The sequence below is a fragment of the Corynebacterium sp. genome, assembly GCF_030530965.1.
Lineage (GTDB): Bacteria > Actinomycetota > Actinomycetes > Mycobacteriales > Mycobacteriaceae > Corynebacterium.
In genome coordinates this window covers 1-18631 of sequence record NZ_JAUMTY010000045.1, presented here as the reverse complement: position 1 = coordinate 18631, position 18631 = coordinate 1, and the positions used below count along the sequence as shown (strand labels likewise).

Here is an 18631-nt window from a genome sequence, read left to right as displayed (position 1 = left end):
ATTCAGAGCCATCTGCCGGCGCCTCTGCCGGCGGCTCGTCTCAAGGCAGCACCTCGCATGATGCCTCATCTCAAGGTGGTACGACCGATGATCCGCGTTGATCCCGTCTTTCCCGGTCGCCCTCTTCGGCTCGTCGTGTTGGCCTCGGGGGAGGGAACGTTGTTTCAGTCTCTTCTCGACGCGCACCGGGAAACGCCCTCGTTGAGCGTGCAGGCCTTGGTCACGGACAAACTGTGTCCCGCGATCGATCGTGCTCATCGTGCAGACATCCCGGTCGCCACCATTACACCCCCTCGCAAGAACGCCCCGGCAACACCCGAAGGCGACCCTGACACCTGCCACCAGGACACCTACGCAGAACGTCGTCGGCAATGGAACAGCGAATTAGCGCAGGCAGTTCAGCACTACGACCCCGACATCGTCGTGAGCGCGGGCTTCATGCGCATCGTCGGCGATGAGTTTTTAGCCAGGTTCGGGGGCCGCATGATTAACACCCATCCCGCACTGCTCCCCGCCTTCCCCGGAGCGCACGCCGTGGCCGATGCCGTGGCTTATGGAGCGAAAATTACCGGCAGCACTATTCACCTGGTCGATTCCGGTGTGGACACAGGGCCTATCCTGGATCAGGAGGCTGTTCCCATTCACGATGGTGACACGCCCGATACTGTCCACCGCCGCATCAAAACTGTTGAACGACGGTTGCTCGTCTCAACATTGGATGCGATCGCGCGGCGCGGTTACATTTCAGACGGACGAAAGGCATCTTTCCTTCCATGACCGACTCCCAATCCGCAACTCCTTCTCCCGCTACATCCTCCACATCCGATTCCCAAATCCCCGTAAAACGCGCACTGATCAGCGTCTATGACAAAACTGGGCTCACAGATTTAGCTAGTGCCCTCCACGCTGATGGCGTTGAAATCGTGTCGACGGGGTCCACCGCTGCTCATATCGCCGATGCGGGAATCCCCGTGACGCTCGTCGAAAAGCTCACCGGTTTCCCCGAGTGCCTCGACGGGCGAGTAAAAACTCTGCACCCCAAAGTTCATGCGGGGATTCTGGCTGACACGCGAAACCCAGACCATGTTAAGCAACTCGACGACATGGGGATTGAGGGTTTTCAGCTCGTTGTGGTGAATTTGTACCCCTTCTCCGAAACGGTCGCGTCGGGTGCGGATCGTGACGAATGTGTGGAAAAGATCGATATCGGCGGGCCGTCGATGGTTCGTGCTGCTGCGAAGAATCACGAGTCTGTCGCGGTTGTTGTGAACCCCGACGATTACGACGATGCCGCCAAGGCGGTTCACGATGGCGGTTTTACGTTTGCGCAGCGTGTGGACCTTGCGTCCCGCGCTTTCCAGCACACCGCGGCCTATGACGTTGCGGTGGCGACGTGGATGTCGAAGCAATCCGCGTTAACCCAGGCGTCGTCGAATGATGAGGCCGGTTCAGGTAAGGCAGGTTCGGATAAGACCACGTTTGGCGAGTTCGTGGGCAGCACCTACACCCTGTCGCACCCTCTTCGCTATGGCGAAAACCCGCATCAAGCTGCGGCATTGTATGTGGATGAGCATGGTCATCCGGGGTTGGCTCAGGCCGAGCAGCTCCACGGCAAAGAGATGTCCTACAACAACTACACCGACGGTGACGCTGCCTGGCGTGCCGTGTGGGATCATCCGGGCGAGACCTGTGTCGCCGTCATTAAGCATGCCAATCCGTGTGGCATCGCGATTTCCCGCGAGTCGGTTGCCGACGCCCACCGCAAAGCCCACGCCTGCGACCCCGTGTCGGCATACGGCGGAATCATTGCTGCGAACAAGCCGGTGACGTTAGAGATGGCTCAAACGGTGAAGAAGATCTTTACCGAGGCCATCATTGCACCATCGTTTGACGACGATGCTCTTGAGCTTTTGAAGACGAAGAAGAACCTTCGCATCCTGGTCGCGCCGAAGCCGGAGCGTCAAGGATTGCAGCTCAAAGAAGTATCCGGTGGCGTGCTTGTTCAGGAGCGCGATGTTCTGGATGCTCCCGGTGACGATCCGTCGACGTGGGAACTCGTTGCTGGTGACCCAGCCGATGACGAGACCTTCAACGATCTTGCCTTCGCGTGGCGTTCCGTGCGCGCTGTGAAGTCCAACGCTATTTTGCTGGCCAAGGATGGCGCGACGGTGGGCGTCGGTATGGGGCAGGTTAACCGTGTCGATTCTGCTCGGCTGTCAGTTCAGCGTGCCGGTGAAGATCGTGCTCGTGGTGCTGTTGCTGCGTCGGATGCCTTCTTCCCCTTCGCCGACGGTTTCGAGGTACTTGCCGACGCTGGTGTGCGCGCGGTTGTTCAACCCGGTGGTTCCATCCGCGACGAGGAAGTTATTGAGGCTGCCCGCAAGGCGGGAGTCACGATGTACCTGACCAAGGAGCGCCACTTCTTCCACTAGTCGGTTGGTGTGGCTGGCTCTGGTCCACACCGACGAGGCGAGGGAAATCATGTTTTCTCGGTGTCTTTGCACGCGCGGGTCTCATTTATGGCTACTGTGAATGTGATCTGTATTGCATAGCCATCCTGGAGGAAAAATGTCTGATTCCCACGCCTCATGCCAACCCCGCCCAGACGACGTCGTTATTGTGGGGGCGAAGCGCACCCCGCAGGGGAAGTTACTGGGGTCCTTGGCGTCGCAAACGTCGGTTGACCTCGGGGCTGCGGCGGTGTCGTCGGCACTGAAAGACTCCGGTGTCTCCAGCGGGGACGTGGATTATGTCGTGATGGGCCAGGTTCTGCTGGCAGGGGCGGGGCAGAATCCGGCCCGCCAGGTGGCGGTGAAGTCCGGTATTCCGCTGGACGTTCCGGCCGAGATCGTCAACAAGGTGTGCTTGTCCGGTCTGGACGCGATTATTCACGCAACGCGCATGATCCGTGTGGGGGACGCATCGATCGTCGTCGCCGGAGGCATGGAGTCCATGACGAACGCTCCCCATATTGCTGCGGGAGTGCGTCAGGGGAAGACCTATGGTGATTTACGGCTTGTCGACGCGATTAACCGCGACGGCCTCCACGACGCTGTGAGCGGGAAAACGATGGGGGAGGAGACCGACCGGGGGAATCAGGATCGTGGGATTACTCGTGAAGAGCAGGACCACATTGCGGCCCTGTCCCACCAGCGTGCTGAGAAAGCGCGAGACGAGGGCCTGTTTGACGATGAGATCGTTCCGATAGAGATCCCGCAGCGCAAGGGGGATCCTGTCGTGGTTCGTGCCGATGAGGGGATTAGGCCTGGTACGACAGAAGAGGGATTATCGCGGCTGCGTCCGGCTTTCCTGGAGGACGGGACGATTACCGCGGCGAGTTCATCGCAAATTTCCGACGGTGCTGCAGCCGTCGTGCTGACCACTCGCGAGGAGGCTGAGAAGAGGGGGCTCCGGGTTCTGGCTGTTATTGGCCAGTATGGTCAGACGGCCGGTCCGGATACGACGCAGTTGCATTCTCAACCGTCGCGCGCGTTGAAATCTGCGCTTGACCGGTCGGGATGGTCAATTGACGATCTCGACGTCATTGAGATCAATGAAGCTTTTGCCGCTGTTGTTGCCCAGTCCATTAAGGACCTCGGAGTGGACATGGACCGCGTCAATGTCAATGGTGGCGGTATCGCTTTGGGGCATCCGGTCGGTGCGTCGGGAGCGCGCCTGGTTGTCCACATGGCCCATGAGCTCGATCGACGAGGTGGCGGGTGCGCCGGTGTGAGCTTGTGCGGCGGCGGTGGTCAGGGCGATGCCTTGACTCTGTGGGCGTAAAGCGCACGGGCATTTAAAGGCGCTTGTTCTGGTAAAAATAAGCGCCTGCCCAGCGGTCAAGGAATGATCGGCTGTTTTTATCCCGGTAAATAGAAATTGTTAATGCAGTAATCCATATCCATAGAAATGGTTCTAGCTCTACACTCCAGCTACCGATGTAGAGGTGGGGATAATCATTGGCTCCGACGAGAATCGGCCCGAATGCTAGCCAGTAGAAGTTTCGTTTTAATGCCCCGACGTAGCCGAGTTGGTCGCCCGCTTCGGTGGTGACTTTGATGCCGGCGACAGCCTTTCCGAAGGTTCCTTCGGCATGAGCGTCCATGAGGAATCTGTAGAGGAAGAATAGAATGCCCGCTATTGATGATCCTATCCAGAATTGAGCGTTTTTATCTGCCACTATCTGGTTGATACCCCACTGTGCAAGGAGCATTGCGATTGAAAAGAAGAATGCGTCGAAGAAGTAGCCGAAGCCACGGTTAATTACACCTGCCAGGGCTGGACGGAGCCCAGCGGTCTCAGGTGGCTGGGAATCCGTCAACTCGTCGGAATCTGTCGACTCGGGGGACTCTGTCGGCTGGTGGGAAGGCATCGTCGTACTCATCTCGTCGTGTATGGCGATTCTGAATGTAGAATATGGGTAGTTCTGTCCGCGGAGGGGACTCTCAATCACATGTGCGTGCTATAAATCTCAGCGGTAAGTCTAGCTAAATAGTAGGTACGGGACCAGGGTTGTCACTAGCATAATGAGCTATGACGCAGACTAATCAGAGCGCTCCCGCAGGAGGAACCACCAGCGTAGGCCACCCTTCACCCCATCGACGGTGGACCCCGGCAGGGCCGGCCATTTTGTTCGCCCCCGCCGACCGTCCTGAGCGGTTCGCCAAGGCAGCGGCTCGCTCTGACGTCGTCATCCTTGATCTCGAGGATGGTGCAGGGCGTGATTCGTTCGACGAGGCCCGCACCAACATCGTGAATAGTGATCTTGATCCAGCGACGACGATTGTCCGCGTACACTCTGCCGATTCGGATCTTTTCGACGGTGACATCGCCATGGTGGCGAAGACGCCGTACACCACCGTGATGGTTCCTAAGGTTGACCAGCCGTTGCCGGATGTGCTGGCAGATTACGACGTGATCGCGATGCTGGAGTCCCCGTCGGGCATTATGAATGCACGCGACATTGCGCACCAAGAGTTCGTCGTCGGTTTGCTGTGGGGGGCGGAGGATTTCACGGCGTCGCTCGGCGGCGTCTATAGCCGGCTGCAGCGGGACGAACGAGGGTGGGACTCTGACCGCGGTTCAGCCGAGGGCCCTTACCGCACGACGGTGAATTATCTGCGCACCCAGACGCTGCTGCACGCCGCGGAGGCGGGAATTGTTGCTCTCGATGCAGTGTTTGCCGATATTCACGACGCCGACGGGTTACGCGATGAAGCGCTTGACGCTGCTCGGATTGGGTTCGCGGCGACGGCGTGTATCCACCCGGCCCAGGTTCCGGTTATCCGTGACGCGTATCGGCCGAGCGAGGAACAGGTGCGGATGGCTCGACGGATTGTCCGCGAGTCTGCGGATCACCCGGGCGCGTTAAACATCGACGGGAAAATGGTCGACGCGCCGCTGTTCCGGCAGGCAGAAGTGCTGGCGGCCCGGGCAGATGCGCTAGGTATGTGAGGTTTTGTTCCGTGCCGGGCTGTGACCGACCAGTGGTCGGCCTGTTACGTAAACACCAGCGCGAGCAGCATAATCATGACAAATGACGCTGCTGTAGTGATCACCCCTGCATCCCGCGCAAGGATTAAGCCTCGCCCATATCGAGTGGCGTAGGTGTACACATTTTGTGCCGTCGGCAGTGTTGCGACGACACAGGCCGCGAACAACGCGTGTCCCGTCATACCGAAAACAAAGTGCGCGATAAGAAAAGCCGCCAAAGGCTGGCCAATGATTTTTGTGGCCGACGCGACCCCCACCTCGAGCCTGGGAGACGTTGAGGGATCAAGCACTTTCTGCCCTGCCAGCGACATACCGAACGCGATGAGCGCCACCGGAACCGCCGACTGCCCGATGAGATGAATCGGCTCGACAATGGGGTGGGGGACTGAGACCCCAGCATGGGCGTGAAGGATCGATATCACGAGCCCCGTCAGCGCACCGAGCAACATCGGATTCTTAAACGGAGTGATGAACAAACTCCGCGTGTTAACACGCCCGGCTCGGCCACCCGCGTGGGCTTCCTTGGCAGTGATGACGTCGAAAATCGCGAGGACGACGGGTCCGTAGAACGCTATTTGGAACAACAGCGTCGGTACGACGACTGTGCTATCGCCGACGACGTGGGCGGCGACGGGTATCCCCAAGTTAGAGGCGTTGCAGTAGGAGCTGGCCAAGCCGCCGACGGCTGATTCGTGAATGGGGCGGTGGAGGGCGGTTCGCGCCCATATGAAGTAGATCAGCCCAATCGTTAGCGCGGAGCCGCTGGCGACCGCGAGTTGTGGGCCGAGGACGTCGAGTGGGTCGGTGACGTAGAGCTTGTCCAGGAGGAGTGCCGGGGTCGCCAGGAAGTACACGTACATCTGGAGCGTGAATTGCGCGTGCTTGCCCAGGAGATTGGCTTTGCCAACGAAGAATCCTATTGCGATGACGATGGCGATGGTTGCGAAGCCGGATAGTACTTGGGGCACGTGCGGAGCCTCACTCACTGGTGGATAAGCGAAAACCGCTCCGCGGTAGGTACCGGGAGCGGCGAATGTCGAAACCTGCTGTTATCGCTTCCAAATGTTCACGCCGTTGGCCTTCGACGGACCGCTGGGCCCTCGAAGCACCACTAGGTTCTTACCTGCAGCGCTGATCCCGGGGAAATGACCCAAGACCAGGTGTTCAGGGGCGACTTAGCGGCTGGTGAACGGGAGGAGAGCCATTTCGCGTGCGTTCTTCACGGCAGTTGCCACCTGACGCTGCTGCTGCGGGGTCAGGCCGGTAACGCGACGCGACCGGATCTTGCCACGCTCAGAAATGAACGTACGCAGGGTTTCGATGTCCTTGTAGTCGACGGCCTCGATGCCGCGAGCTTTCAAGGGGTTCTTCTTGGGACGGCGGGTTGGTTCAACCCGGACCTTTTTAGAGTTGTTGCGCTTCATACTGCTACTCCTCACCAGCTGGACTTGCGGACGCCTGGGAGCTCACCGCGGTGTGCCATTTCACGAACGCGAACACGGGACAGGCCGAACTTGCGCAGGTAGCCACGGGGGCGACCATCAGCAGAGTCACGGTTACGAACCCTCACCGGGGAAGCGTCGCGGGGCTGGCGGTTCAGCTCGTACTGAGCCTCCATGCGGTCTTCGTCAGGGGTGGCCGGGTTCTTGATGATGGCCTTGAGTTCCTGACGACGCTGAGCGTAGCGTGCAACGATTTCTTTGCGCTGCTCGTTCTTCGCAATCTTAGATTTCTTAGCCATTCTTAGCGCTCCTCGCGGAATTCAACATGCTTGCGCGCGATCGGATCGAACTTCTTCAAAGTGATGCGATCCGGGTTATTGCGCTTGTTCTTGCGGGTGACGTACGTGTAGCCGGTGCCCGCAGTGGACTTCAGCTTGATGATTGGGCGAATGTCATTTCGTGCCATTAAATCTTCTCCCCACGTGCGCGGAGCTTCGCCACGACGGATTCAATTCCGTAGCGGTCGATGGTTTTCAGGCCCTTGGTGGACACGTTCAACGTGATCGTGCGTCCTTCAGAGGGCAAGTAGAACGAACGACGCTGGATATTCGGGTTCCAACGACGGTTCGTGCGGCGGTGCGAGTGCGAGACGGACTTACCGAAGCTCGGTTTCCGTCCCGTGACTTGGCAATATGCCGACATGGGCTTCTCCTTCCGCCCACCATGGGATCTGCAAAGCACCAACCGTTTTCCTTCGACGGGGGAAATACATTTTCTTCGACACTAAAAATGCAGGTTAAAGCGCTAAGATGCCTAGCTAGTGGGCGATGACGTTTGCTTTTCGACAACAGCGTCTTGACACCTTACCGTCCTCGGCAAGGATTCCCAAATCTTTGGGCCTTTACGCGCTGGTTAGCGCCAATTTCATTGTTAAGGCCTGAATCTGTATGATGGGCCGATGCATGTGCGCCGGAGGCGTGTCGCACTGTTACCCTCTTCCCCTCCGCGGGTCGTTTACCCCTGTCAACGCTCGTCGTTGATGGCAGAACAATCCCGTGGGCCGGCTGATATCCAGGCGCGGTTATCCATCAATTTTATGGTTAGGTACGAGGACTCAGTGCGCGACCGGTGCAAGGTGCTGAGCCAGCTTCATTCGCGACGCGTGTTGCGATAGGCCGCTGTTCCGCCGTCGAGGTGGTCGGATGATGCCGTTATGAAGCAAGTCAGCACAAGCAGCACGCCAGACTAGCATTGTCCATGTTCTGTTAAAGGATAACGATGAAGAAGAATATTCATCCGGATTACCACCCGGTTGTCTTCAAGGATGCCAGCACCGGCCACCAGTTCTTGACTCGGTCCACTGCGACGTCAGATCGGACTGTGGAATGGGAAGATGGCAACGAATACCCGCTGATCGTCGTCGACGTCACCAGCGAGTCTCACCCCTTCTGGACGGGTGCACAGCGTGTGATGGACACCGCTGGTCGTGTCGAGAAGTTCCAGCGTCGTTACGGCAACCGCCTGCGTCGCGCGAAGAAGTAAGACGTCAATCCGTCACCATTCATTTTCACTATTCTCACAGTGATCATGCCTGGCTCGCGATGTGTTTGAGCAAGGCTTAGGAGGAAACCATGGCAGTACCGAAGCGACGTATGTCTCGCGCCAACACTCACACCCGTCGGTCCCAGTGGAAGGCCAACAACGCGCCTCTGCAGGAGGTCCGGGTTAACGGCAACACCACGCGGTTGCCGCGCCGGTTGGTCAAGGCCGCTCAGCTCGGCCTGGTTGAGACTGACTAGTAGTAACAACCTCATGTCCCGTGATTGGAGCTTCGGTTCCATCACGGGATTTTTATTAGGGGCGCTGAGGGTTCACAGCCAAATTTCAGGTGACTCAAAGCGCGCGACGTGCATAGTGAGCAAGAGTGATAAACCATGAGCGACGAAAATCAGCGATCCGCATGGGAGATCGATCCATCCTCCGACGATTCATCTAGCAACAACTCCGTTCATCATGATCGTGAACACGAGATTCACGCTCCACGAAGCGATCGAGAATCTTCTTTTGAGAGCGCCCAACCCGGGTTCTCGTCAACCCCCTCAGCTCATGCCACCGGCTCTGACCAGTTCGGGATGCCTGGTCAGCCTTCAGGCTCGAACCAATTCGTAGATCCCAACCAATCAGCAGGCTTTGGGCAGCCCACCGGAGTGATGCAAGCTCCTCGTCAGTCGCCGCAGAAGACTAAGCGCTTTAGTACGCCAGCGGTGGCGGCTTTAATTCTCGCTGCCGCGGTCGCGTCGGGAGCGGTGACAGGCGCGGTCGTGAGCAATCGGGATTCGGGCTCATCGTCTGACAATTCGTCGGCAGTATCCGCGTTGAAAGCGTCGCCGGCCAAGACGAAGAACGTCGACACTAATGGTTCTGTGCAATCAGTTGCTCAGAAAGTCTTGCCTTCAGTGGTTTCTATTACTGTCGAAGCCGGCAATTCGGGGGATACGGGCTCTGGCTCAATCATTAGCGAAGACGGAACGATCATAACGAATAACCACGTTATTGCTGGTGCAGCTAATGGTGGAAAGATTTCCGTAACATTAAATGACGGAACGACGTACCCCGCGGACATTGTTGCGCGTGACCCCGAAACCGATATCGCGGTCATTAAAGCTCAGGGGGCGTCGGGCTTGACCCCGATTTCATTGGGGGATTCGTCCAAACTTGAGGTCGGGCAGGAAGTCGTTGCTGTTGGTTCTCCCTTGGGGCTGGATGCCACGGTGACCAGCGGCATTATTTCCGCTCAAAATCGCCCTGTGCAGGCGTCCTCAGAGTCATCTGACCAGTCCACTCTTATCGACGCCATTCAGACGGACGCTGCGATTAACCCCGGTAACTCCGGTGGTGCCCTCGTCGACATGGATGGAAATCTTATCGGCATCCCGTCGGTGATCGCGTCGCTCGGATCGAGCTCTATGTCTCAGGGGTCCGGGTCAATTGGTTTGGGCTTCGCTATCCCCATTAACCAGGCGCGTGACATTGCTGAGCAACTTATTAAGAACGGTAAAGTTCAGCACCCTGTTATTGGCGTTCAAGTTGCTAAGGAATCCACAGCGCATGGGGCTGTCATCGTTGATGTTCCCAGTGATAGCGACGCCGCCAAAGCGGGTCTGAAACGGGGTGACGTCGTTACTAAAGTTGACGGCCGAACCATTGATTCAGGGTTATCTCTGATCGCGGCGATTCGCTCGCATAAGGTGGGCGATACGGTCAAGATGGAAGTGACTAATCAGGACGGGAAAGACGCCCGAGAAATCACTATGACCCTGAGTTCACAAGAGACTTCAGGGGAATAAAAGCGCTGCTCAGCCACTATCGCGTCGGGTTTGGATGATGGCTGGGCACTCCCCATATGGGGCTTCTATTGACTAGGTGCCGGGTAGCTGGTGAAGTGTAAGGAAAATAGTTTTATTGCCCCGCGCTTCACCGTCGGAACTTAAAGTTAATAGCAAGGTGATCAGTTCAATCCTCTAACCCGGTAACCGGCGACGTTTTCCCCGTAGAAGTCTTTATCCCGTAGAAAAGGAGACAATCCAATGAGTGACAATGAGCCCTTTGATTCCATCGATCCAGCGGAGTTGGCTCGGAGCTCATCGGATGCCCGGGAAATGCCGGAATCACTGCGCGGTATTGACCACGCGAAAGTTGATCGGCTTGGCGAGGTTATCGTCGAACCCGATGACGCAATGCTGATGGACCTTGAGCGTGCCGAGGAAGCCGCCCATGCGTCATTCGCAGAAAGAAACCATGACCAGGGCGAACAGGTTCCCCGAGCCTTAGTCATTATTGTCGACGATAACGCGGGGGAGAAGTCCGATCGCATCGGCTCCTTGGTTGCCGAGTTGCTAGCGGAGGACCACTTCGGCGTGGACGCGGTCGTGCGTGTTGCTAGCCGGAAGTCGAAGGTCCGCGGTGCGCTGGAAACCGCCGTCGTCGGTGGTGTTGATCTCGCCGTGACTATCGGTGGCGTGGGCGTTGGGCCGAGGGACAAAACCCCGGAGGCCACCAAGGCGGTGTTGGACCGGCGCATTCCAGGTATTGCTCAGGCCTTGCGCTCATCTGGGCTGGCCTGCGGGGCCACAGACGCTGGGTTGTCTCGCGGGATTGCCGGCATTTCGGGCTCGACCGTCGTGGTGAATTTGGCCTCGTCACGGGCTGCGATCCGGGATGGTATGGCCACGCTGACGCCCCTTGTGCGATACGTCATTAACGATATGGACCGCTGGAACCAGTAGGGGCTTCCCATGAATCATTCTCGACGTCAACGTCGGCATGCACGACGTGTGTCGGACACTGATTATGACCGCTCGGGCGAATCCGCATTGGCCAATGTTGTCGACGCTGTTCGCGCGATGGAGGATCAGCCGCGCCGGGGGCTTAACGACGATCGCATGGCAGATCTGACCCCGGACGATGAGAATGACGGAGCTGCCCCTGGCGATGGGGACGTCGGTGCTGGTGACGGGCGATCCGGGCGTGATAGTGAGTTCAATGGTGGCTCGGATACCGCGTATGGATCCGAGGGTCGTGATGTGGGGGCAATGTCCCGTCAGGAGTGGCAGGAAAATAGGCCACCACACTGGGGCTAAGTGACGCCCCGGGCAGGAATAACCCCGCGCAGGAATTACTCTTTGGCGTGCTTCCCGGATGTGGTCGAGCTCGTCGTCGACGAGGGTGTGCCGACCTGAGACGTGCTTGTTTGAATTCCTTGCGAGGATGCCTGGCTGTGTGCTGAATCGGCGGTGCTTTCTGCAAGTTCGGTGCTCGCGAGCGTCTGGCTTGGGGTGCTCACTTGGTTCTGCGCTGCGAGGAGATCGCGGATTTCCAGAAGAAGATCTTTCTCGGTAACCGGTACTTCTTCCTCTTTGACACCCATGTGCTTTTTCCTGATCTCTTCGAGCTTATTCATGGGCGCGACAAGAATGAAGTACACGACGGCCGCAATAATAAGAAAATTAATGACGGCTGTGAGGACCGATCCAAAGTCAAGAAAAGTTTTTTCATTACCACGGATGAGGCGGAATCCCCAGCCATCTGTATTTGCGCCACCAAAGCACGCAATGAGCGGGTTAATGATGTATTTGGTAAAAGCCGTCACAATTGCGGTGAAGGCAGAACCAATGACAACCGCGATGGCAAGTTCAATAACATTGCCTCGCATAATAAAATCGCGAAAACCTTTAAGCATTATTCCTCCTCAGAAATGGGTTACCCATACGGCAAAGGTTCATATTATTACCTGAATAATTATGGCCATTGTGAGAACAATAAAAAGCGTTCTACAAATTTGCTGTAAGCGTCGCGTGCGGCGCCAGTTGGGGCGAGAGATATCAGAGATGAAGTACACCAACCGTAGTCGAATACCCTTTAACGGCCTCGGGTGGGGCTCGGGGTGACGGCGAGTGTGCCACGACTTTAGCGAATAACGGGCGGAGTCTGCATCATGACCGGAGAACAAGGATCGCATTCTCATACCGACGCGAGACTACCGGTAGGGTTCCCACTGATGTTTGCGCCTGATGTTTGTGCGCCCGGTGTTTAGCTGCCAGGGAAGCGATGTCGTCCCAGAGTCGTGATCACTGTTGTGAGCTGAACGTCCCAGTCATCGTGGGGAACAGCCGGCAGGATTTCGTGGGGGTGAACCAGGCCGATGGTGTGGAACGTCGATGATTGTCCGGACGATTGCCGAGACGACCGTCGGGCAGCGAGTGCGCAGTCGTAGTATCCGCCGCCCTGTCCAAGCCGGTACCCAGCGACGTCATACGCAAGCGCTGGAACGATAGCGAGGCCGACGGTGTCGAAGGGGATCGGGGTCGATCGCTCATCTGGCTCGCGAATACCGAACGAGGTGGTGACGAGGTTATCCGGTGACCATGGGTGCCACGAGAGTTGCCGCTTGTCTTCGACACGCGGAATGACGATTTGGGAGGGAATTCGCTCGTCCAGCGCAGAAAGTAGCGACGGGATAAAACCGCCGGGCGTATGCGCGCCTGGCTCATCGGCGACAGGTAGGTATGTCGCAATAACCAGCGGCTCGTCGTTTGTTCGCTGCAATGTAGCGGCGATCTCATCAATGGCCGTTATGAGCTGAGTCACGAGCTGTTCGTCCCAGGCCCTGAGCGTCGCGTCGGACAACTCTCGACGCATACGCCGGATTCGACTTCGGTAGGCCTTCTTATGCTCAGCGATCGAGTTTCCCGCCGAATCGCCCCCGGATGGGCCGTCGCTCTCCTGCATGAATTCAGCGTAACAAAGCGGTTGTGGCGCTAATCAACAAAACCGGCGGAGGGATCCAACACCACGTCGCCAACCACCCCATCAACCACGATGTCACAAGGGATTTTCATAAGGACTTCGGCACCAAGACAGACCATTTTACGGTTTTATCAGTAATCCGTAGGAAAATTCCTAGCTCGGAAAGCGGATTCTGCGTCGGTTGTCGGTTAGCATGGCTCCTATGAACAAAGATAATAATGGCGGAAATGGTCAGGCTGCGTTGCGTACAGTCATCGTGCCAGCCGCTGGTTTGGGTACCCGTTTCCTTCCGGCGACGAAGACCGTACCCAAAGAGCTTCTTCCGGTTGTTGACCGGCCCGGTATCGAGCTCATTGCGGAGGAAGCCCGCGAGGCCGGTGCTTCTCGCTTGGCTATCGTTACCTCGCCGCGCAAGTCGGGGCTGATGAAGCATTTCGACCATGACGATCTCCTGGAAGAGACGCTCAAGAAGCGTGGCAAAGAGGATCGGCTGCAGAAGGTGCAGCACTCGACCGAACTTATCGACGCCGTTTCGGTCACTCAGGAGCGCCCCTTAGGGCTTGGTCATGCCGTCGCTCAGGCTGAAGAAGTTCTTGATCCCGACGAAGACGTCGTGGCCGTCATGCTTCCCGATGACCTCGTCATGCCCTATGGTGTCATGAACAAGATGCTCGAGGTCCGCGCGAAATACGGCGGATCTGTGCTCTGCGCGGTGGACGTCGATAAGGAAGCAACCTCTGACTACGGAGTCTTTGAGGTCAGCGGCCAACCCGATGACGATGTCTACGCCGTATCCGGCATGGTGGAAAAGCCTGACCCGGAAGACGCGCCCTCGACGCTGGCGGCAACCGGCCGTTACCTGTTGGATCGCGATATTTTCAAGGCGCTGGGTAAGATCGAGCCCGGTAAGGGTGGCGAGCTGCAGCTCACAGATGCCATTGAGCTGCTCATCAAGTCGGATCACCCCGTGCATGTGGTGGTTCACCGTGGCCCTCGCCACGATTTGGGCAACCCGGGTGGGTTCATCAAGGCCTGTGTTGACTTCGGCCTGAAGGATCCCGAGTATGGCGACTCGCTGAGGGCGTATATGACGGAAAGGTTGGCCCAGGACAGCTAGCCTTAATGTGATATGCCCCGGTCTCACCCGGGGTAGAGTCAGTAGGCAGCATATGCTGCTGTGTTACCCGGGCGAAAGGACGTAACGTGCGCTCAGTGGAAGAGCAGCTTGCGATTATCGCGGACGCTGCCGTAACTCCGGAGCCCGTTCGTGTGGCTATTTCGGATTCGCTGGGGTTGCGTAGCGCTGAAGAAGTCCGTGGTGACCGGCAGGTTCCAGGTTTCAATCAAGCTGCCATCGATGGGTACGCCGTTCGCGCTGTCGACCTTGTACCGCGTGACGCAAAAGGTGCCCCCGCGGATGATCGTCCCGAGGATCAACGCCCACCTGAGCCGTTGCCTGATGAGGATTACGAGCCAGATCGCCGTAGTGACCGCGAGCATCGGAAACTTGCCGAGCTGCCCGTCGTCGGTGATGTGGGCGCGGGTTCGCACAGGCCGCTGCGGTTGCAGCCCAATCAGGCAGTCCGGGTAGAAACTGGTGCGCCCGTACCGACGCTCTCTGACGCGATTATTCCCGAAGCATGGGTGGAGCGTCATGGCCGACGTATCCGGCCTCTGTTTCCTGTGAAGTCGGGCGATTTTATTCATCGTGCTGGCACCGACGTCCTTGAGGGCGACGTTATTGTCAGCGAGGGGACCGTTATTGGCCCAGCGCATATTGGCCTTTTAGCTGCGGTGGGGCGGTCGAAGGTTCTCGTATATCCACGGCCGCGGGTCGCTGTGATGTCGATCGGTCAAGAGCTGATTGATTCGGACCGGACGCCCGGCCGTGGTCAGGTTTTCGACGTGAATTCGTATTCGCTGGCGGCTGCTGCGGAAGAGGCGGGAGCAGATGCCCACAGGGTCGGTGTGATCGCGGGTGAACCACGCCGGCTTCAGGAGATCATGGAGGGGCAGATCCTCCGCAGCGAAATCATCGTTATCGCAGGTGCTGTAGGGGGATCTGCGGCACGCCGGATGCGCGACATCGTCAGCAATTTAGGCGACATCGAGTACACCCGCGTCGCAATGCACCCAGGTTCGACCCAAGGCTTCGGCCTTCTAGGCCCCAATAAAGTGCCGACGTTCCTATTGCCGTCGAACCCCGTCGGCTCATTGATTATCTTCGAGACGATGATCCGCCCGCTCATTCAATATGAAGCTGGACGACGCGGTGGCCGGCGTCGGATTATCCAGGCCAGGGCGTTGCACGGTGTGAGTTCGATGCCGGGACGGCGTGGTTTTATCCGCGGCCAGTTGATGCGCGACCGTGGCACCGACGAGTACTTGGTAGATCCCCTCGGTGCGTCCGCTGGCGCCCCGCAGCACCTGTTGGGAAGCTTTGCTGAGGCGAACTGCCTTATCCACGTGCCTGAGGACGTGGTGGGGATCGCGCCGGGTGATGTTGTTGATGTCTTGTTCTTGTCGAATCGCGCGTAAGTAGCAGGGGCTGTCATGGGGGTTTTGACTCGTCTGTTGGATCGCGTCGGTGTGGGGTCCGTGAAGGGCCGCGATCTGTATCGACGCTATGGCGTGAAGCCGAGCAATGCGCATCCTGGCTGGCCGGAAGAAACGCAGGTACTTCACGTGCCGGGCGGTGCGGTGAGGCTTCGTCCCGTCGTGAAGGACGATGGGCCCGAATGGGCGCGTCTCCGTCGCGATGACGAATCCACGTTGCGGGCGGTTGAACCGACGGCGACCGATTCGTGGGATGAGGTGCACACGGTGCCCTCCTGGTTGTCGGTAGTGGATTCGTTGTATGAGTCTGCGGCGCGGGGTGCGTCGGTTCCGTTCGCTGTAGAGTGTGACGGGAAATTTGCAGGTCAGGTTACTATCGGCGGGATTCAGCATGGTTCGCTTTCGACGTGCTGGATCGGCTATTGGGTTGCGAGCCCATTCTGGGGGCGTGGTGTGGGAACAGCCGCCGTGGCTTTAGGCGTCGATGCCGCGATGATGTCCGTGGGGGTGCATCGGGTCGAGGCGACAGTATTGCCCGAGAATGCCGCGTCGATCAGCGTTTTGGAGAACGTCGGTTTTCATTATGAGGGGGAGTTGGTCCGCAGCATCAATATTGATGGGCAGTGGCGCGATCATTTCTTGTATGCGTTGACATCGGAGGAGTGCCCCGGTGGAGTGGTGTCGCGATTAGAGAGTAGCGGACGGGGGAGGCGTGAAAGCTAATGACAGATCCCTGGTTGGGTCGGATGTCTGGTTGGATTGCGAATGTTCCGGCATTCGTTCGGTATTCGTATCTGTGGGCGTGGCACACGCATGTTACGGGTGTGACGGGCTACTCTTTAGTGAGAAATATCGTTGTCCGTGTTCGATTCCCCGCGGCTGACGTCAGTTAAGGAGATTCCGACGTGTCGAGTTCCCTCTTGATCGTTCTTATTGTGGTGCTGTGGCTTGCTGTTCTGGCGCCACTACTTTTGCGAAACCAGGGGCCAGTGCGTCGTACGTCGAAGGCGTTAAAGGAAACGCGCGTTCTGTACCGTGGCGGGTCTGGGTCGGTGGCGTCCTCTGGTCGGTTAACGAAGCATGTGCGACGTCGGTCCGCGTCACCCGATGTGGAAACCGAGCCGGCCGAGGACGAGTACCGCTTGTTAGACGAGGACGACGTCCACTTCCGCGCGTACGATGACCGCGACGCTGTGTACGCCGGTGACTCTGTGCATCACGGTGAGTCCGACGCTGACGATGCGTCGGTGCGGGAAGTTCATTCGGAGGCCCACGCCGGGGAGCATACAGGGGAGCATGTTGCGGGGGATAGCACGCGTGACGACGAAGATGTCGTGGTAGGGGAGTTGGAGCCTGAGGATTCCGATCAGTCGTTCGCTGCCTCGTCCGTTGTGGCTGATGACGTCGATGACGTTGTGACAGAACCAGTTGACGATGCCGAGTTCGAAGAGTTCGTTGACGACGCCGACGACGCCGAGGATGAAGCCTCCGGAGCCACAGGTGAGGCGAAGGACGATCAAACGGCATCGGGCGAGAAATCGAGCGTCCCGGTGGGCGTTGTCGATGGTGACGTCATTATGGATTCATCGGGAGCAGTCCAGGGTGTTCCCGAGCTGGAATCTGCGGAGGCGGCTTCGTCTCAGGAACGCGGTTCCCGGCGGGGCAGTCGCCCGGTTTCCGTCGACAAGGAATCGGCTGATGATGTGCTCTCCGGCGAAGGCCATACCTCAATCGTGTATGGCCGCGACTTCGGGTCCGACGACGCCGTGGCGAAAGACAGGGAAAAATTCCCGGATGCCTATGATCGCCCGGAGGACGTCGTGGATTATCGCGATGGCGACCCGGCATTTGAGCACGCGTACGACTTTGCGGATGAATCAGACGATGAGCGCGAGGAGCGTCGTGAAGCTCAACGGCGCTCAAGCACCATGCTTTTCGACGACGGGCTGGACGCTTTATCAGATGAAGAGCTCGAGGAACTCGCACGTTCTGAATATGACGACATTGCGGTGACGGATGAGGATCGGGCGTATGTGGACCGCCGGCGTGGGCGGGGTGTGTATGACCCGGAGCTCGCCCAGAGAAATGCCCGGCGGCGGTTTACCCAGCGTAAGCGTGTGCTCTTCGGCTTGGCTGCGGTGACGGTTGTTCTGTTGGTCCTCGGCTTTGCGTTCGGTGGTGCTATGTGGGCCGGCGCGGTGGTCGGCGCTGTCGCTACCGGTGTGTACCTCGCGTTCTTGCGGAAGCAGGCCATTGAGGAGCAGCGCCTGGCGGCTCGTCGCCTTCGCCGGATGCGGCGTGCCCGGATGGGTGTCCGGAACGCCGAAGATGATCATGATGATCGGGCTGTGTCGTCGCGGTTACGTCGACCAGCTGGCACTGTTATTGAAACGAATGACACCGATCCGGAGTTGGCTGAGCTGGAGTACGTGGACGCTGCTGATTACTTCGGTGTTGAGGAACCGGATGACATGCAGGACGACGGCGAGTACATCGACCGTCAGTACGATCGCTACGAGACAGACGGTGATGGGCGCGCAAGCGTGACGCACATCCGTCGTGTGGGGTAAAAAACCGCTGCTTTCGGGGCCAAGAACTACCGCGTTGTCCGCGTCGTAATGGGCGCTACCGACGTGCTAGCTCTGGCCCCGTTGCCATATTCTTGCCGAAGCAGGGTAGTTAGCTCGCTTTGTGTAGTGGATGATGAGGCAGCATCAGTGCCCTCACCTGCAGATATGCGAAAATCCCTGGTCAATCGTGACCAGGGAAAACAATGTTTGTGGAGCATAGGGGAATCGAACCCCTGACCTACTCGATGCGAACGAGTCGCGCTA

General features: G+C 58.2%; 21 protein-coding genes. 13 read left to right on the top strand and 8 right to left on the bottom strand.

All coding sequences use genetic code 11. The annotated features are described in order from the left end of the window. Nucleotides 1-87 precede the first annotated feature (87 nt). The 3 genes from purN (at nucleotide 88) to Q3981_RS08390 (ending at nucleotide 3783) form a co-directional block, all read left to right on the top strand. The gene (gene purN / locus Q3981_RS08400) at nucleotides 88-777 is read left to right on the top strand and encodes a phosphoribosylglycinamide formyltransferase (RefSeq protein WP_303125242.1); all 690 of its coding nucleotides are present in this window, start codon (nucleotides 88-90) and stop codon (nucleotides 775-777) included. Next, nucleotides 774-2432 (top strand): bifunctional phosphoribosylaminoimidazolecarboxamide formyltransferase/IMP cyclohydrolase, encoded by a 1659-nt coding sequence (gene purH / locus Q3981_RS08395; RefSeq protein WP_303125241.1) that lies wholly within the window; start codon nucleotides 774-776, stop codon nucleotides 2430-2432. Before purN ends, purH begins: the two co-directional genes overlap by 4 nt. Before the next feature lie 136 nt (nucleotides 2433-2568). Then, nucleotides 2569-3783, top strand: coding sequence for an acetyl-CoA C-acetyltransferase (locus tag Q3981_RS08390; RefSeq protein WP_303125240.1), 1215 nt, complete (start codon nucleotides 2569-2571; stop codon nucleotides 3781-3783). 13 nt (nucleotides 3784-3796) lie between these two features. Here the strand turns inward: Q3981_RS08390 and Q3981_RS08385 are convergent, their stop codons facing one another. Then, the gene (locus tag Q3981_RS08385; protein ID WP_303125239.1) at nucleotides 3797-4384 is read right to left on the bottom strand and encodes an RDD family protein; all 588 of its coding nucleotides are present in this window, start codon (nucleotides 4382-4384) and stop codon (nucleotides 3797-3799) included. A 149-nt stretch (nucleotides 4385-4533) separates the two neighbouring features. Here Q3981_RS08385 and Q3981_RS08380 point away from each other — a divergent pair, with 149 nt between their 5' ends. Further along, a complete protein-coding gene (locus tag Q3981_RS08380; RefSeq protein WP_303125237.1) occupies nucleotides 4534-5454 on the top strand; it encodes a CoA ester lyase in 921 nt (306 codons plus the stop codon). A gap of 44 nt (nucleotides 5455-5498) precedes the next feature. Here the strand turns inward: Q3981_RS08380 and Q3981_RS08375 are convergent, their stop codons facing one another. From Q3981_RS08375 to rpmB, 5 genes are all read right to left on the bottom strand, one after another. Further along, nucleotides 5499-6461 carry an AEC family transporter gene (locus Q3981_RS08375; protein WP_303125236.1) on the bottom strand — a complete coding sequence of 321 codons (963 nt, stop codon included), beginning with the start codon at nucleotides 6459-6461 and terminating at the stop codon, nucleotides 5499-5501. Nucleotides 6462-6668: 207 nt separating this feature from the next. Continuing rightward, nucleotides 6669-6917 (bottom strand): 30S ribosomal protein S18, encoded by a 249-nt coding sequence (gene rpsR / locus Q3981_RS08370; RefSeq protein ID WP_012731143.1) that lies wholly within the window; start codon nucleotides 6915-6917, stop codon nucleotides 6669-6671. Between the two features lie 11 nt (nucleotides 6918-6928). Next, nucleotides 6929-7234, bottom strand: coding sequence for a 30S ribosomal protein S14 (gene rpsN / locus Q3981_RS08365; RefSeq protein ID WP_012731144.1), 306 nt, complete (start codon nucleotides 7232-7234; stop codon nucleotides 6929-6931). Nucleotides 7235-7236: 2 nt separating this feature from the next. Continuing rightward, a complete protein-coding gene (gene rpmG / locus Q3981_RS08360; RefSeq protein WP_005279910.1) occupies nucleotides 7237-7401 on the bottom strand; it encodes a 50S ribosomal protein L33 in 165 nt (54 codons plus the stop codon). Further along, nucleotides 7401-7637 (bottom strand): 50S ribosomal protein L28, encoded by a 237-nt coding sequence (rpmB, locus tag Q3981_RS08355; protein ID WP_012731145.1) that lies wholly within the window; start codon nucleotides 7635-7637, stop codon nucleotides 7401-7403. The genes rpmG and rpmB overlap by 1 nt, the downstream gene beginning before the upstream one ends. A 576-nt stretch (nucleotides 7638-8213) precedes the next feature. On the opposite strand from rpmB, the gene Q3981_RS08350 reads away from it, so the two are divergent. The 5 genes from Q3981_RS08350 (at nucleotide 8214) to Q3981_RS08330 (ending at nucleotide 11575) form a co-directional block, all read left to right on the top strand. Beyond that, nucleotides 8214-8477 carry a type B 50S ribosomal protein L31 gene (locus tag Q3981_RS08350; protein ID WP_012731146.1) on the top strand — a complete coding sequence of 88 codons (264 nt, stop codon included), beginning with the start codon at nucleotides 8214-8216 and terminating at the stop codon, nucleotides 8475-8477. An 89-nt stretch (nucleotides 8478-8566) separates the two neighbouring features. After that, nucleotides 8567-8734: a 50S ribosomal protein L32 gene (gene rpmF, locus Q3981_RS08345; RefSeq protein WP_012731147.1), complete on the top strand. Its 168-nt coding sequence runs from the start codon at nucleotides 8567-8569 to the stop codon at nucleotides 8732-8734. Between the two features lie 135 nt (nucleotides 8735-8869). After that, nucleotides 8870-10282, top strand: a complete 1413-nt coding sequence (locus Q3981_RS08340; protein WP_303125221.1) for a S1C family serine protease — start codon at nucleotides 8870-8872, stop codon at nucleotides 10280-10282. 312 nt (nucleotides 10283-10594) lie between these two features. Beyond that, a complete protein-coding gene (locus Q3981_RS08335; protein WP_041629136.1) occupies nucleotides 10595-11221 on the top strand; it encodes a molybdenum cofactor biosynthesis protein B in 627 nt (208 codons plus the stop codon). A gap of 9 nt (nucleotides 11222-11230) precedes the next feature. Beyond that, entirely contained in the window at nucleotides 11231-11575 is a 345-nt protein-coding gene (locus Q3981_RS08330) for a hypothetical protein (protein WP_303125218.1), read from the top strand. Nucleotides 11576-11610: 35 nt separating this feature from the next. Here Q3981_RS08330 and mscL read toward each other — a convergent pair whose 3' ends face one another. Together mscL and Q3981_RS08320 are read right to left on the bottom strand one after the other, a co-directional pair. Then, on the bottom strand, nucleotides 11611-12174 hold the full coding sequence (gene mscL / locus Q3981_RS08325) for a large conductance mechanosensitive channel protein MscL (RefSeq protein ID WP_303125216.1): 564 nt from the start codon (nucleotides 12172-12174) through the stop codon (nucleotides 11611-11613). 350 nt (nucleotides 12175-12524) lie between these two features. Beyond that, the gene (locus tag Q3981_RS08320) at nucleotides 12525-13223 is read right to left on the bottom strand and encodes a 5-formyltetrahydrofolate cyclo-ligase (protein ID WP_303125214.1); all 699 of its coding nucleotides are present in this window, start codon (nucleotides 13221-13223) and stop codon (nucleotides 12525-12527) included. Between the two features lie 211 nt (nucleotides 13224-13434). Here Q3981_RS08320 and Q3981_RS08315 point away from each other — a divergent pair, with 211 nt between their 5' ends. The 4 genes from Q3981_RS08315 (at nucleotide 13435) to glpR (ending at nucleotide 18367) form a co-directional block, all read left to right on the top strand. Further along, the gene (locus Q3981_RS08315; protein ID WP_303125212.1) at nucleotides 13435-14358 is read left to right on the top strand and encodes a UTP--glucose-1-phosphate uridylyltransferase; all 924 of its coding nucleotides are present in this window, start codon (nucleotides 13435-13437) and stop codon (nucleotides 14356-14358) included. A gap of 86 nt (nucleotides 14359-14444) precedes the next feature. Next, entirely contained in the window at nucleotides 14445-15779 is a 1335-nt protein-coding gene (gene glp, locus Q3981_RS08310; RefSeq protein ID WP_012731154.1) for a gephyrin-like molybdotransferase Glp, read from the top strand. Nucleotides 15780-15794: 15 nt separating this feature from the next. Beyond that, nucleotides 15795-16520 carry a GNAT family N-acetyltransferase gene (locus Q3981_RS08305; RefSeq protein WP_303125208.1) on the top strand — a complete coding sequence of 242 codons (726 nt, stop codon included), beginning with the start codon at nucleotides 15795-15797 and terminating at the stop codon, nucleotides 16518-16520. Nucleotides 16521-16702: 182 nt separating this feature from the next. Beyond that, nucleotides 16703-18367 carry a gephyrin-like molybdotransferase receptor GlpR gene (gene glpR, locus Q3981_RS08300; RefSeq protein WP_303125206.1) on the top strand — a complete coding sequence of 555 codons (1665 nt, stop codon included), beginning with the start codon at nucleotides 16703-16705 and terminating at the stop codon, nucleotides 18365-18367. Nucleotides 18368-18631 lie beyond the last annotated feature (264 nt).